The sequence below is a fragment of the Serratia sp. PF-27 genome (assembly GCF_030053255.1).
Lineage (GTDB): Bacteria > Pseudomonadota > Gammaproteobacteria > Enterobacterales > Enterobacteriaceae > Serratia > Serratia bockelmannii.
In genome coordinates this window covers 290,360-305,255 of the sequence record NZ_JASGBT010000015.1, presented here as the reverse complement: position 1 = coordinate 305,255, position 14,896 = coordinate 290,360, and the positions used below count along the sequence as shown (strand labels likewise).

The 14,896-nt window shown below is 63.6% G+C and carries 12 protein-coding genes and 1 pseudogene; 3 read left to right on the top strand and 10 right to left on the bottom strand.

Features of this window, described 5'->3' with window-relative positions:
- Positions 1–193: 193 nt before the first annotated feature.
- Positions 194–1,363: a cupin domain-containing protein gene (locus QMZ29_RS06405; RefSeq protein WP_261425942.1), complete on the top strand. Its 1,170-nt coding sequence runs from the start codon at positions 194–196 to the stop codon at positions 1,361–1,363.
- A gap of 36 nt (positions 1,364–1,399) precedes the next feature.
- Here the strand turns inward: QMZ29_RS06405 and QMZ29_RS06400 are convergent, their stop codons facing one another.
- The 5 genes from QMZ29_RS06400 to QMZ29_RS06380 form a co-directional block, all read right to left on the bottom strand.
- Positions 1,400–2,704, bottom strand: coding sequence for a c-type cytochrome (locus QMZ29_RS06400; protein WP_025302753.1), 1,305 nt, complete (start codon positions 2,702–2,704; stop codon positions 1,400–1,402).
- A gap of 11 nt (positions 2,705–2,715) precedes the next feature.
- Positions 2,716–3,174, bottom strand: coding sequence for a (2Fe-2S)-binding protein (locus tag QMZ29_RS06395; RefSeq protein WP_025302752.1), 459 nt, complete (start codon positions 3,172–3,174; stop codon positions 2,716–2,718).
- On the bottom strand, positions 3,174–5,396 hold the full coding sequence (locus QMZ29_RS06390; RefSeq protein WP_049207190.1) for a xanthine dehydrogenase family protein molybdopterin-binding subunit: 2,223 nt from the start codon (positions 5,394–5,396) through the stop codon (positions 3,174–3,176). The genes QMZ29_RS06395 and QMZ29_RS06390 overlap by 1 nt, the downstream gene beginning before the upstream one ends.
- A gap of 200 nt (positions 5,397–5,596) precedes the next feature.
- The gene (locus tag QMZ29_RS06385; protein ID WP_060433005.1) at positions 5,597–6,421 is read right to left on the bottom strand and encodes a M55 family metallopeptidase; all 825 of its coding nucleotides are present in this window, start codon (positions 6,419–6,421) and stop codon (positions 5,597–5,599) included.
- Between the two features lie 16 nt (positions 6,422–6,437).
- The gene (locus tag QMZ29_RS06380; protein ID WP_025302749.1) at positions 6,438–7,493 is read right to left on the bottom strand and encodes a P1 family peptidase; all 1,056 of its coding nucleotides are present in this window, start codon (positions 7,491–7,493) and stop codon (positions 6,438–6,440) included.
- A gap of 109 nt (positions 7,494–7,602) precedes the next feature.
- On the opposite strand from QMZ29_RS06380, the pseudogene QMZ29_RS06375 reads away from it, so the two are divergent.
- Positions 7,603–7,802 (top strand): annotated as a pseudogene (locus QMZ29_RS06375) (FAD-dependent urate hydroxylase HpxO); the annotation flags it as partial.
- 69 nt (positions 7,803–7,871) lie between these two features.
- Here the strand turns inward: QMZ29_RS06375 and QMZ29_RS06370 are convergent.
- Positions 7,872–8,138, bottom strand: a complete 267-nt coding sequence (locus QMZ29_RS06370; protein ID WP_043143311.1) for a hypothetical protein — start codon at positions 8,136–8,138, stop codon at positions 7,872–7,874.
- 291 nt (positions 8,139–8,429) lie between these two features.
- On the bottom strand, positions 8,430–9,173 hold the full coding sequence (locus QMZ29_RS06365; RefSeq protein ID WP_197770234.1) for a sulfite exporter TauE/SafE family protein: 744 nt from the start codon (positions 9,171–9,173) through the stop codon (positions 8,430–8,432).
- A 107-nt stretch (positions 9,174–9,280) separates the two neighbouring features.
- Between QMZ29_RS06365 and QMZ29_RS06360 the strand changes: the two genes are divergently transcribed.
- Positions 9,281–10,162, top strand: coding sequence for a LysR family transcriptional regulator (locus tag QMZ29_RS06360; protein WP_282981031.1), 882 nt, complete (start codon positions 9,281–9,283; stop codon positions 10,160–10,162).
- A gap of 6 nt (positions 10,163–10,168) precedes the next feature.
- Here QMZ29_RS06360 and QMZ29_RS06355 read toward each other — a convergent pair whose 3' ends face one another.
- From QMZ29_RS06355 to QMZ29_RS06345, 3 genes are all read right to left on the bottom strand, one after another.
- Positions 10,169–13,738 carry a molybdopterin cofactor-binding domain-containing protein gene (locus QMZ29_RS06355; RefSeq protein ID WP_261425937.1) on the bottom strand — a complete coding sequence of 1,190 codons (3,570 nt, stop codon included), beginning with the start codon at positions 13,736–13,738 and terminating at the stop codon, positions 10,169–10,171.
- Positions 13,731–14,273 (bottom strand): (2Fe-2S)-binding protein, encoded by a 543-nt coding sequence (locus QMZ29_RS06350; protein ID WP_025302744.1) that lies wholly within the window; start codon positions 14,271–14,273, stop codon positions 13,731–13,733. Before QMZ29_RS06350 ends, QMZ29_RS06355 begins: the two co-directional genes overlap by 8 nt.
- Positions 14,274–14,358: 85 nt before the next feature.
- Positions 14,359–14,832 carry a MarR family winged helix-turn-helix transcriptional regulator gene (locus QMZ29_RS06345; RefSeq protein WP_049207179.1) on the bottom strand — a complete coding sequence of 158 codons (474 nt, stop codon included), beginning with the start codon at positions 14,830–14,832 and terminating at the stop codon, positions 14,359–14,361.
- Positions 14,833–14,896: the final 64 nt, after the last annotated feature.

Below are 14,896 nucleotides of genomic sequence, written 5' to 3'. Positions count from 1 at the left end.
CGGGCAATTAATTAAACCTGCACTCACTTAGTAACAAACGCAAACAAATAAGCGCCTACGCAATACATTCCAGCCGCTAGGGTTTAAGGGTCACAGCCTATTCCCGCCGATGACAAAAAATCATTTCAATGGCGATCGCGCCTTCCCCGTCGCCTGCTGCTGCAGGCGCACGGTTTATATTGGAGAAAATGCTATGCTATCGCGTCGTGATATATTGAAAGTCTCCGCCGTCAGCGCGGCCGCCGCCGGCATGATCGGCGGCATCGCCAAAAATGCCGCTGCCGACGACCATCGTAATATCGTGCCTCCCAGCAGCTATCAGCCGCCTGCCGATGCGCAGCATCTCTATAAATACAAATTCACCGACAGCAAAAAACGCAGCCTGCCCAACGGCTGGGCACGCGAAGCCACCGTCGAGCAATTCCCGATCTCCGAAGGCGTGGCGGGCGTCGACATGACGCTGGAGCCGGGCGGCGTGCGCGAACTGCATTGGCACGCCATCGCCGCCGAATGGGCATTCATGCTGGAAGGCCATGCGCGCATCACCATCCTCGATCCCGAGGGAAAATGTGAGGTGGCGGATTTCGGCCCCGGCTACGTCTGGTATTTCCCGAAAGGCTATGGCCATTCCATTCAGGCGCTGGCGGACGGCGCGCATTTTATTCTGGCATTCGATAACGGGCATTTCTCCGAATTCGGCACCTTCAGCATCACCGACTGGGTGGCGCATATGCCGAAAGAGGTATTGGAAAAAAGCGTCGACATGCCGGCGGCGGTATTTTCCAAGGCCAAACAGGGTGAAGCTTATATTGTCGGCGGCGCCGTCCCGCCCACATTACCATTGCCGAAAAACGACGGCGGATTAAATAATGCCCCGCTGACCCACCGCTATGAATTAATGAAGCAAAAGCCGTTCTTTGAAAATGATGCGGGCAGCGTCCATTTGGTGTCATCGAAAGAATTTCCTATTTCCACCACCATGACCGGCATCATCGAGATCGTGAAACCCGGCGCGATCCGGGAATTGCACTGGCACCCCAACGCCAACGAATGGCAATACTATATTGCCGGCAAAGGCCGGATGACGGTGTTCAGCTCGCACGGCCACGCGCAGACGGAAGAGTACGCCCCTTCAGACGTCGGTTACGTGCCGCAGGGCTTCGGCCATTACATCGAGAACATCGGCGATGAGGATTTGAAGGTACTGATCGTGATGGACAACGGCATTTATCAGGATATTTCGTTGTCCGACTGGCTGGCGAAAACCCCGGCTTACCTGCTGGCGGACAACTTCAATAATCAGGTTGAGGACTGGCAGGATAGACCGAAAGACAAACGGGTGATGTCGCGGCGCAGCCGCTGACGCTGCGGCGAGGGAGAGACTCCCTCGCCGCTTTCTTTACTGCTTGCGCTGCTCCGCCACCTGTTTGGCGGTGACCTTGCCCTGCTTGTCGCCAAAATGGCCGACCACGAAGTTGGCGACCGCCGCCACTTCCTCGTCGGAATAGGCGCTGCCGAACGACGGCATCATCTCATGCCGCTCGCCGACGCTGATGCTCGTCCCCTTCAGGATAGCCTGCACCACGCTGCGCCCCTGCGGATCGTTCACCGCCGTGCTGCCCACCAGCGACGCGTACTCGCTCTGGCGGCCCGGCCCGTTCCACTGGTGGCAGCCGCTGCAGTCGTTGGCGAACATCCGCCGCCCGAGCGAGCTGTCTTGCCCGCCCGGCAGGATCGGGGTGGAAGCCCCCGCGCCCTTCGGCTGCAGATTCACCGCAGCGGCGCCATCGCCGGCAATCGGTTCGATGTCGCGCAGGTATTTCACCAGCGCCAGATTATCTTCCGGCGTCAGGAACTGCAGGCTGTTTTCCACCGCTTCCGCCATCGGGCCGGCGGCGCTGCTGCGCCCCGGCGCATGGCCGGTGGCCAGATATTGCGACAGCTGCTGGTCGCTCCAGCCGCCGATGCCGGTCTGTTTGTCCGGCGTGATGTTGGCGGCGAACCAGCCCTGCACCACTTCACCGCTCAGGTGCTTGCTCTGGTTAAGACCGAACCCCAGATTGCGCGGCGTATGGCACTCGCCGCAGTGGCCGAGCGCCGTCGCCAGATAGGCGCCGCGATTCCACTGTTCATCCTTGTTGAGATCCGGCGCGAAACGCTGCTCCTGGAAGAACGCCAGGTTCCAGAATTTCATGCCCCAACGCTGGTTGAACGGGAACGACAGCTCGTTTTGCGGGTTGGCCTGTTTCACCGGCGGCAGACTGAACAGATAATCCTTGATCGCCAGCACGTCATCGCGGCTCAGTTCGGTGTACGAGGTATAAGGCATCGCCGGATACAGATTGCCCTGTGGGCCGATTCCCTCACGCACCGCGCGTACGAACTGATCGTCGCTCCAGTTGCCGATGCCGGTTTCCTTGTCGGCGGTGATGTTGGTGCCGTAAATGGTGCCGAACGGCAACTTGAAGGCGAAGCCGCCTGCATAAGGCGCGCCGCCCGGCGCGGTGTGGCACGCCACGCAGTCGGCGGCACGCGCCAGGTACTCGCCGCGCGCCAGTTTGTCGGTGATGCCGGCCGGCGCCCCGGCGATCGGCGCCGCAGGCTCAGCGCCGGTGGGCCGCAGCAGCGTATACAGCGCGTATCCTCCCGCCAACACCACCACGGCGATAATCAGCCATAACAGCCCTTTCAAGGCATTGCTCATCGCATCTCTCCCTAACCCAACGCCTTGGCGGCCTGGTGGATGGCGGCGCGAATGCGCACATAGGTGGCGCAACGGCAAACGTTGCCGCCCATCGCCGCGTCGATGTCCGCATCGCTCGGGTTCTTGCTTTGCGCCAGCAGCGCGCTGGCGCTCATGATCTGGCCGGACTGGCAGTAACCGCACTGCACCACGTCCAGATCAAGCCAGGCTTCCTGCACCGCCTTGCCTTCCGGCGTGGCGCCCACGGCTTCGATGGTGGTGATTTTTTTGCCGACGGCGGCGGAGACCGGCGTCATGCATGAACGCACCGGCACGCCGTCCAGATGCACGGTACAGGCGCCGCACATGGCGATGCCGCAGCCGAATTTGGTGCCGGTCAGGCCGGCTTCGTCACGCAAGAACCACAGCAGCGGCATGTGCGGATCGCCCTCGAAGGTCAGCGGCTGCTCGTTTACGGTTAATTGAATCATCAGGTTCTCTCCTTGTCAGACGCCGGATTCGCAGTGGGATTATGCAGCGGCAGGCTCAGCGAGGTGCGCGGCCGCCCGAGCAGCGCCAGCGCGTTGCCGACTGCCGGGGCAATGGTCGGCACCCCCAGCTCGCCCACGCCGGTCGGTTTCTCGGTCGAGGGCACAATGATCACCTCGATCTCCGGCATCTCATCGATGCGCAACGGGCGGAAGTTATTGAAGTTGGACTGTTCGACCACGCCGTCTTTCAGCGTGATATTGCCGTACAGCGCCAGGCTCAGGCCGTAACCGATGCCGCCCTCGATCTGCGCGCGGATCACGTCGGGGTTCACCGCCACGCCGCAATCCACCGCGCACCACACTTTATGCACTTTCGGGATGCCGCCTTCGCCGATCGACACCTCGGCCACCTGCGCCACATAGGTGTCGAACGCCTTGGCGACGCCCACGCCGCGCGCGCGTCCGTCTACCACTTTAGCGCCCTGCCAGTCAGCGGCTTTCGCTACCGCCCGCAGCACGCCCGCCGCGCGCGGCGCATCGCCCATCAACGCCAGTCGCCCTTCCACCGGATCCTGGCCGGTTTCCTGCAACAGCTGATCGATAAAGCTCTCCACCGCGTGGCCGGTGTGGGTGCTGGCGACCGACCGCAGCGAGGTGGTCGGCACCTTGCCGGGCACGATATGCGCATCGCAGCGGAAGGCTTCGAAAGTGTATGAGACCTCGCTGGCGCCTTCGACCATCATCTGATCGAGGCCGTTGACCACCAGTGCATCCATCGCGCTGTGGCGCGTCCAGGAGTGACCGACCACGGTATCGGTCCAGCCCACCACCTTGCCGCCCCGAATGGCGCCGCGCAGGCGGTGCAGGATCATCGGGCGATACCAGCCGTTGCGGATGTCGTCCTCGCGCGTCCACACCACCTTCACGCCGTGGCCGGGGCCGATGCCTTTGGCCGCCGCCGCCATGTCGGCCGCCAGATCCGGCCCCAGCGTCGGGTTGCCTAAATCGATGCGCCGGCCGAAGCTGCCGCCCGCCAGAATGGTTTCAATCTGTACCTTGTCCGGCGGCAACTCGAACAGATCGCACAGCTGCTTGTGGTCGAGCGTTTGGATTTGGCAGCCGTAGCGCGCCTTGACGCTCTCGCCGTCCCAGAACAGATAGCCGTCCAGCGGCTCCATCGGCGCGTGCGCGACGTACGGGAAGGTGTATTCGGCCTCGATCACCTTGTCGGCCTTGTCGAACACCTCGTCCGGCTTGCCAAGACTCTTCGCCACCACGCCGGTTTTCTGCGCCACCTGACGGAATTCGGCGTAGATTTCCTCGGTGTTGCGTCGCTCCGCCTGCGCGTCGTCCCAGGTGACCCGCAGCCGGTCCCGCCCCTGGATCGCCGCCCAGGTATTGTTGGCGTAAACCGCCACGCCGGTGGCAACCTGTTTCACCGCCACCACACCCGGTACCGCCAGCGCGCGTTCGGCGTCAAACGTCGCCACCTTGCCGCCGAAACGCGGCGGTTTTTTGATGGTGACGGTCAACATGCCCGGCTCGTGGATATCCTGCGAGAACTGCGCGCTGCCGTTGGTTTTCGCCAGCGAATCGACGCGGTGCAAACCGCGCGTTTTGCCGATCAGGGTGAAATTGGCCGGATCCTTCAGCGTCAGGCTGGCGGGATCGGGCGGCGGCAGCGTGGCGGCCAGCGCGGCGAATTCGCCGAAGCCCGCTTCGCGCCCGCTGGCGGCATGGCGGATCTTGCCCGCCTGCACGGTGATTTCCTGCGCCGAGGTTTTCCAGCTCTGCGCGGCGGCCTGCACCAACAGCGCGCGCGCCATGGCGCCCATGCGCCGCATTTGCTCATAGGCATTGGCCACCGAGCTGGAACCGCCGGTGCCCTGGAATCCGAAGGCCAGGTTTTTGTAGACATTGGTGTCCACCGGCGCGGCCACGACCCGCACCTGTGCCCAGTCGGCATCGAGCTCTTCGGCGACCAGCGTCGCCATGCCGGTATAGACCCCCTGGCCCACTTCGGTGTGTTTACTGATGACGGTGACGACGCCGTCGGCGCCGATCTGAACGAAGGCGTTGGCGTCTAACGCCGCCGCGCCGGAGGCGATCGGGGCAGCCGAACGCGCCAGCGCGCCGGTGGATGGCAGATAGGCGCCGATCACCAACGCCCCGGCGCCGACGATAAACCGCCGCCGCGAAAGCGGAACTTGGGATATGCTCATTGCTCATGACTCCAAAAAAACCGAAGGCGTCACTGCCTTCGGCGAAACAAATCTTGTTATGGGAATGGCTTGTTGCGCCCGTCAGGTGATATAGCGCAACAGAGCAATAATTAGCGTAGCCTATTATCCAGTAGACTTAATGTTGAAGAGGGTTTTTCTATTGGAGAATCGTGCGGTGCGGGCAGGCACCCGCACCGGGGTCAACTCTGCGTCGTCGCCAGATAGGAGAAGACGCTGAGCAGGTTGATTTGCGCCGCCATGTTGTCGCTGTCGAAGGCCACGGTCAGCGCGTCCTGGCGCTGCACGCCAGGCACCAGGCTGAACAGATCCGCCAGCACCGGTTTGGCCGCCATCAGCGTCAGCCGGTAAGGCGGCATAAAACGGCGCTCCACCGGCAGTCTGGCGCCCTGGCGCACCTGTTGCATCGCCCGCTCGCGGATCTCCGCCCGCGCCCGCTGTGGGCTGAGCGATTCGGCGGCGGTTTGCGAGAGGGCGCGTTTTACGCAAACATAGCCAGATTGCGGATAACGTTCAGCGATCCAACGTTGCAGCTCGTCGTCACCGCTCACCAGCCACAACGGCACGTTCAACTCCGCCGCCATCGCCGCATACAGATCGCTTTCGCCTACCACTTCGCCGTTCAGGCTGACGCGATAAAAGGCCCGACCGTTGATGGTATGCGCCAGCACGCCGCGTTCGCCGGCGGCGCTGTGATAACCGATGCACATCAGGCCGTCGTAACGTTGATGCTGCAGCCCTTCCACCATCGACAGCCCGCGCGGTTTGCCCTGCACCAGGCGCGCCCGCGCATCAATGCGGTCGGCGCGCAGATTCTGCATCATGGCGTGGCTGTCGGCCACCGTCACCTCGGTAGCGCCGCCGGCAAAAGCGCCGTCGATGGCGGCGTTGACTTCCTGTTCCATCAGCTCGCGCGCCGCCGCATAGTCGGCGTGGGCCGGGTTGCACTGCTCCGGCCGCATCACGCCGGCAATACCCTCAATATCCGCAGAGATAAAGACTTTCACATCACACTCCCGTTATTCAATTTGCCGCCAGCCGATCGAGCAGCGGGCCCAACGCCATACGCGCGTGCTGCTGGAAACCGCTGACGCCCTCGGCGCTCAGCAACGCATCCAATACTGCGTATTCGGTGGCATCCGCGGCCGCCGCAAACAGCGGCTCCAGCCGTTCGTCCGGCAGCGTGGCCCCCAGCAACCGGGTGGAGAACGCCAGCGCGATGTCGCCGGAGCCGTGCCCCCAATGGCTGCCCACCCGCCCCAGACCCGCGCCCGCTCGGCGGGCGATGCGGTTCAGCTGCCGGCTGTCCAGCGCCCGATCGCAGGCGATGATGATGATGACCGAACCGGCGTCCACCTGTGGCGGTGGATCCGCCAACAGCTTGCCTAGCGCCGGGCCAACGCGCACGCCGCTCAGCGTCAACGAGTCGAGGGTACCGAAGTTGGCCAGCACCAGCACGCCGAGCGTGGTGCCAAGCCCCGGGCAATAACGCGAGGCGGTGCCGATGCCGCCCTTCAGGCCGAAGCTGCTCATGCCGCGCCCGGCGCCGACGCTGCCGCGCGCAAAGCGGGTGGAATGGTTATCCAGCGCGCTGAAGACGTGCTCCTCACGCACCGCCATCGCCTGAATATCGTTGAGGTAGCCGTCGTTGCACTCCAGCACCAGCGGGTTGATGGTGGCGCTGCCGCGGCCGATCTGCGGGTAGCGCAAGCAGCTGCGCCGCACCATGGCGTTGAATAGCGTGCCGACGGCGAAGGTGTTGCTCAGCAGGATCGGCGTTTGCAACTCCCCCAGCTCATTCAATTGCACCAATCCCAGCGGCTTGGCGAAGCCATTGAGCACCGCGCTGCCGCACGGCAACGGTTGGTTGAACAGATCGCCCGGCGGCACGATGGCGGTGACGCCGGTCTGGCATTCGCCGTCGGCCAAGGTGTGATGCCCGACGCTGACGCCCGGCACGTCACACAGGCTGTCTGTCGGCCCGGCCGGATAGCGCGCGCCCGGCAGGCGGCGATGGCGCCGCCAATAGCTCAGCAGATTGTCGAGGCTTTGTTGTTCAAACACCTGGCTGTCAATCATGGTTCCCTCATCCGCCGTTAGCCCATCAGAAAACCAGAATATCGCGCAATGCGCCGCGCCGTAAATTGAAAGCGGAAGCGGGCAGCAAAAATCGCCTTGCCCCATCGCCGTTCAGACCCACTCGCAGGGCATCGAAGACACCCTGCTGCGTTATCAAGATCTGGTGCTGAAGGCACGCAAACGCTGCGACGTGGCGCACGGCAAAGACATGGCTATCACCCACGGCGGGTATGAAGACTGAAGAGCGAAATCGGCAAACGCATTCTCGCCGGCATGTGGGAGACCATTTTGGGCGGCCCGCAGGCCTGAGCCTTATTGGGTTTTTAGCGGGCAATCGGATAGTATAAAAAAATGAATGATTCAAAACTGGATTATGGCTCAATTGAATAAATAAACCATGACCATAACAATGACGCAAACAGAGCAAAACAATAAATCACCGGAAAAATTTCTCAATGAGTCCAAATAGTCATTGCTGTTCTTATTTAGTTGGTTAATGGCATCATTTTCGTTCTCAGCTTCTACTTCAATATGATGCTTTCTGAACCCTTTCTGCTTCATATCTTTAATTATTTCTCGTGTAACCACTTCCTTTCTCTGCACCCTTGATTCATCGCTCTTTATAAAAACAACATATTTATTCATCATATACCCCATAAAAGCACAGAATTTTACTTCTGTGCTGGGATTGCAGCTGTTAATTAGCGTTTGGTTCTGGATTCTCTGGCCTCTCTCGGTCCAGTGCCATTGCCGCCATAACCATTTCCTGTAGAACTGCCATTCCCCAGAAACCACTGGCGCAGGAACCGCTGTCATAAGGGCTATTTTTTGACAAGAATGACTGAAGGTGTATTCTCACTGCTGAAAATAATTATATTGGAATAAAATCCAGAATAATATACCGAACCTAATTACACGCAGATGCTATCGATTCAATTAATTGAATCGCCAAATAATCTCAACGCCCAAGATTAATAACCCAATAAAGAAGAGGCGACGGAACAGCTGCGGGCGACAATGACGACGCACCCTCTCCCCCAACCACATGCCGGCAAGCGCCGGCAACAACGCCAACAGCGAACCGCCGAGCAGCGTAGCGGGCAGCGCCTGATGCCAGGCTAATCCGGCGGCCAGCGCCAGCGTCGAGACGGTGAACGACAGCCCCAGCGCCTGCACCAGATCGTCACGCGCCAGGCCCAATGCGTTCAGATAGGGCACCGCCGGTATGACGAATACGCCGGTGGCGCCGGTCAGCACGCCAGTCACCAGGCCGCACAGCGGCCCCAGCCAAGGCTCTGCCGTGGCGGAAACGCGCCAGTCGAAACGGGTGAATCCCAACAGCGCATAGCCGATCAGGCAAACGCCCAGCGCCAGCGGCGCCAGGCGGCCGTCGGTGGCGGTGAGCGCGCCGGCGCTCAGCAACGTGCCCAGCGTGACGCACAGCATCATCGGCCAGAGTCGACGGCACAGCGCCCCCAACCTCGGCCCGCACAGCAACTGCCACAGATTGGTGATCAACGAGGGTAACAGCAGCAGCGCGGCGGCCTGCCCCGGCGGCATCATCAGGCTGAGCAGCCCCATCGAGACCGTCGGCAACCCCAGACCGATCGCCCCTTTGACCGTGCCGGCCAGCGTAAAAATGCCCGTCAGGGCGATAATCTCGAGTAACGTCAGCGACATGCGTCTATCCTTATGGCGAATCAACGGCTCGATTGTGGCCAGCGCCGCGCCGCAGCACAATGCGGCAATGGCAGAGCCTGCCTGCGGCAAAGACAGAGGAAGAACGCATGCATTTTGACTTTATCGATCTGCGGCTGTTGGTGGCGGTGCTCGAAACCGGCAGCATCACCGCCGGCGGCGAGCGCGTCGGGCTGTCGCTGGCCGCCGCCAGCGCCCGCATGCGCGGGCTGGAACAACAGGCCGGCGTGGCGCTGTTGACGCGCAATCCGCGCGGCGTCCAGGCGACGCCCGCGGGTGAGCGCCTGTTGCAACACGCGCGCGTGCTGCTGCAACAGCGCGACCGGCTGCGGGGTGATATGGCCGAGTTCGCGCCGGGCCAGCGCAGCCAGCTGCGCATCGTCGCCAATACCGTCGCCGCCGACGCTTTTCTGCCGGAGCTGTTGGCGGATTTTCTGGTGCTGCACCCGCACACCGACATCGCGCTGGAGGAGCTGCCCAGCCCGGCCATCGCGCTGGCGATCGCCGAACGGGCGGCGGATATCGGCATCGTGGCGGACCACGCCGATCTGCGTGGGCTGGCAAGCTACCCTTTTCGCCAGGATCGTCTGGTGCTGGCGCTGCCGCCGGGGCATGCGCTCAGCGGCCGCCGCTCGCTCAGCTTTGCGGACGCCCTGCCTTTTGATTTCATCGGCCTGCCGGAAGAGAGTGCGCTGCAACAGCATCTGGAACAGCTGGCGATACGCAGCGGCGGCCCGATGCGGCTGCGGGCGCGTGCGGCTAATTTCGACGCCATCTGCCGCATGGTGCTGCGCGGCGCCGGGCTGGCGGTGGTGCCGGAAGAGAGCGCCCAACGCCATCCGGAGATCCGACACGGCGCCCTGCCGCTGACGGACGAGTGGGCGACCCGGCGTCTGTCAATCGCGGTGCGTGACCTGGCGCAGCTGCCGCTGCCGGCGCAGCGGCTGGTAGCGTTCCTGCGCCATGCCTGAGGCGGCTCAGTGCGTGCCAGGCTCTGCGCGCAACCGCGCCACCTGAGCCTCCACGTCGCGCCAGGCCGGTTTGTCGCCGGCATAGCGTTGGCGCAGATAATTCACCAGCGCCGTCACCTGCCGATCGGAAAAGCTGTCCTTAAAGCCCGGCATAAAGCCCAATTCGGCGGTGGCCGGCTTGGGGATCCCTTGCAGGATCACCTTGATCAGGTTATCGGGGCGATCGCTGAAGATATTGGTGTTATTGGCCAGATCCGGGCTGACGCCGAACAGCTGCGGCCCGCCGGCGGCGGCGCTGTGGCAGGCCTGGCAAGCGCCCTGGAACAACCGCTCGCCCGCCAGTTGACCCGCAGGCAACGCGCGGGCCGCCAACTGCGCCTGCGGTTCCACATTCAGCGTCGCCTTGGCGCTCAGCGACATCACATAGTTGGCCATCGCCCGCAGATCGCTCTGCGGCAACGTCGCCAGTTCGCTGACCACCGGCCCCATCGGCCCGGCCGCCACGCCGTGCTCGGCGGAATGCCCGGTGCGGAAGTACTGAAACAGCTGCTCCTCAGTCCAGGGCTTGTCCGCATTGGCCAATTGATTCAGCGCCGGCGCTTCCCACCCGTCCACCATCCCTCCCGCCAGGAAGGCCGCGCCGCCCTTTTCCGCCCCCAGCAGATTACGCGGCGAATGGCAGGCGGCGCAGTGGCCAAGGCCGTTGACCAGATAGGCGCCGCGGTTCCACTGCGCGCTTTGTTGCGGATCGGGTTGATATTCTCCCTGGCGCAGGAACAGCGCGTTCCAGCCGGCCATCAGCGGCCGCAGGTTAAACGGGAAACGCATCTGATTGGCCGGATTGCTCTGGCGCACCGCCGGTTGCGACATCAGATAAGCGTACAGCGCCTGCATGTCGCCGTCGGTCATTTTACTGAAGGCGGTGTAAGGAAATGCCGGATAGAGGTGGCGGCCGTCGCGGGCGATGCCTTGGCGCATCGCCCGATCGAATGCGGTAAATGACCAGTTGCCGATGCCGGTTGCCACGTCCGGAGTAATGTTGGTGCTGTAGAGCGTGCCGAACGGCGTCGCCATCGCCAGCCCGCCGGCATTGGTCGCCCCTTCCGACGCGGTATGGCAAACCGCGCAGTCTCCGGCGGCGGCCAACTGACGGCCGCGATCCAGCGTGGCGGCCGACCAGGTGCCGGCGCCGGGCGTCGCCACCGGCGCGATCTCCGCCCGCCATGGCAAGGCGCTGCCGGCGATGCCCAGCACCGCGCCGAACAGCCCCGCCGCGCCGCCGAACCACCATTTGCCGCGCTTCTTTTTCTTGAGCGGCGCGGCCTGCCGCTCGGCATCCGGCCCGTTCAGCGCTTCACGCAGCTTGTCCGAGGTGATCGGCAGCTCGCGAAAACGAATGCCGGTGGCGTCGAACACCGCGTTGGCGATGGCCGCCGCGCTGGGCACCGACGCCGACTCCCCGGCGCCCAGCGGCGGATCGTAAGGGCGCGGCATCATGACCACGTCCACCTCCGGCACCTCCGGGAAGGTCAGGATCGGGTAAGCCCCCCATTCTTTGGCGGAGACCGTCGATTCCTCAAAGGTCACGCGCTCTTTCAACACCCGGCTGGTCGATTGCAACACGTTGCCATGAATTTGGTGGCGCACGCCGTCCGGATTGACCATCATGCCCGCGTCGTGGCCGACCACGATGCGCGTCACCGCCACTTCGCCGCTGGCTTTGTCGATCGCCACGTCGGCCACCCAGGCGGCCCAGGCCGCGCCAAAGCCGGGAAACTTGCTGTGGATGTAACGGGCATAGGCAAAGCCGCGCCCGCGCAGCACGCCGTCTTCCGCCGGGGTCTGCATCGGTTCGGTGTGCGGCGTCCAGCCGGCGCGTTCTGCGGTGCTGCGCATCAGTTCACTGGCGCGTTCGTCATGGATATAGCGCAGCCGATATTCCAGCGGGTCGACGCCGGCGGCGTGGGCCAGCTCATCGATATAAGATTCGTGGGCGAAGGTGTTCGGCAAGGCGGAAACGCCGCGCATCCAGGAGGCGCGCACGATCGGCGCCATGTCCTCGATGCTGACGCGCAGCGCCGGATACGCATAAGGCGGCACCGAAGTGCGGTCGCCCATTTCATAGGCCACCGGCAGCGGTTCGACCCGGCCGGTCAGCAGCAGCGCCAGCGTCGGCGCGCCGTTGGAAGGGTAATAGGTGCGAAAGTCATAGGCGACCGGGTGCCCGGCGGCGTCCAGCCCGCCGTCCACCTCCATCAGCTGCGCCGTGCCCTTCGGTTCCCACACATGTTCTTGTTCGCGGGTCAGCTGCACCCGCACCGGCCTGCCCACCGCGCGCGACAGCAGCGCCGCGTCGGCGCAGACGTCATCGGCGCAATTGCGGCCATAGCAACCGGCCGCCTCCATGCGAACGATCTCGATCTGCGCTTCCGGGTATTCCAGCAGCCAGGCCAGATCGGCGCGCAGCAGGTGCGGGTTCTGGCTGCCTGACCAGACCTGCAGGCGCTCCGGCCGGTAATCCGCCAGCGCGCAGGAAGGGCCAATCGAGGCATGCAGCTGATACGGCCACAGGTAGCTGCGGGTGAAACGCCTGTCGGCCGCCGCCAGCGCCGCGTCCACATCGCCGGTATCGTGCACCACCCGGGTCGAGTGCGGATTGTCGCGCAGCGCCTGCGCCACGTCGGTCATCTGCGGCAAATTGCGGCGCCAGTCTTTCCAGCTGACCTGCAGCGCCTGCGCCGCCTTGATCGCCTGCTCTTCGCGCTCGGCGACGATGCCGATGAAATCGCCGATCACCACCAGTTTGACGATGCCGGGAATATGCGCGATCGAAGTTTCATCCACCGCCAACAGGCTGGTGCCGACAAATTCGCCGCTGTCGTACCCGGCATAGGGCGGCCGCACCACCCTGCCGTGCAGCATGTTCGGCAGGCGCATATCGTGTACGTAGGTGGTTTCGCCGGTCGCCTTGGCCGGAATATCGACGCGCGCGGCGCTGGTGCCCACCAGGCGATACTCCGCCTGCGGTTTCAGCGGCGCGTCGCCGGAAATCGACAGCTCGACATGACCGCCGGCCACCAGCTCGGCGTAGCTGAGCGCCTGCCCCTGCGGGCTGCGGATCACGCCCTCCTCCAGCGTCAGCTGTTCCACCGGCGCATCGAAGCGCTGCGCCGCCTGGCGCAACAGCCAACGGCGCGCTTCGGCGGCGGCGTTGCGCAGCGGCACGGCGGAGATCTGCAGCGTGGCGCTGGCGATGGTGGCGCCCTGATTCGGCGCGCGTTCGGTATCGCCCAACACCATTTGCACCTGATCCATGCGCAGGTACAACTCTTCGGCGACGATCTGCCCGAGCGCGGTGCGCACGCCGGTGCCAAGATCGACATGGCCGTTAAAGGCATAGATTTCGCCGCTGCCGCACAGGGCGATAAACAGCCCCTGCTCTTTGGGCTTCAGCACCGGCGTTTGCCCTTTGGGCACCAGCCCCGGCGGCGGTTGCACGCTGTCGACGATCAGCAGCACGCCGTCGCGCTGCAGCAAGTCGGCCTGGCTCGGCGATGGGGCACGGGAATCAGTCATGGGCGTGGGCGTCCTCATCGCGGCAGAGAATGATGGCGCGCTGAACCGCACGCAGGATTTCGAGATGGGTGCCGCAGCGGCACAGGTTGCCGGACAGCGCCTGACGGATCTCCGCCTCGCTCGGGGCGGGATTACGATCCAACAGGGCTTTGGTGGTCATGATCATGCCATTGAGACAGTAGCCGCATTGCGCCGCCTGCTCTTCGATAAAGGCACGCTGCACCGGGTGCGGGCGCTGGCGATCGCCAAGGCCTTCCAGGGTCACGATCGCCCGGCCGGACACGCCGAGCGCCGGGATCACGCAGGAGCGCGCCGCCACGCCGTCGATCAACACGGTACACGCACCGCATTCGCCCAGGCCGCAGCCGTACTTCGGGCCGTTGAGCGCCAGATCGTTGCGCAGTACCAGCAAGAGCGGCGTATCCGCCATCACCTGCGCATGAAGCTGTTCGCCGTTCACCGACAGCATCAGCGGATGCTCCGTCAGCGTGGTTTTCGCGCCATCCCTGAGCGATTGCACTTCAGATATCGCCATTGTTCGCGTCTCCGCCTGCACGTGATGATCTTATGGGCTGGCCTCTCGCCGCCGACCACCAGGCAACCGACGTTGCGCGGGCGAATCAGCCGGTGGGCGGATCTTCCAGCATTTTATTCAGCAGGAATATCAGCGCTATCCGTTCGGCCGGGTTGAGCGTTCCGAACGTCAGCTCTGTGATTTTCGCCGCCTGCGGCACCGTTTCCGTCAGCAGCACGGCGCCGGCGTCGGTCAGGCCGACCACCACCTTGCGCCGATCGATCGGATCCGGCGTCACCGTGATCAGATCGCGCGCCTTCAGCCGTTCGACGATACCGCGTATGGTGGCCTGATCCACCGCCGTCACCTGCACCAGCTCGGTCAGCGAGCTCGGCCCCATATCGCGCACCGCGCACAGGGTGATGAACTGCACCGCCGTCAGCTGCGAATCGCCGACGTTTTGCTGGAAAATCGCCAGGTGGCGCTGATAAACCTTGCGCAGCAGGTGCCCGACTTGCTCGGTAAAATGATAATTTTCGGGTTGGCCGCTCACGGCTGACGGGTATTCGGGGGGCGTCATTGCGTTACTCTCACCATCTATGGAATCCACGAGAATAGTACAAACCCCCGCCGTTGGCAGCAAC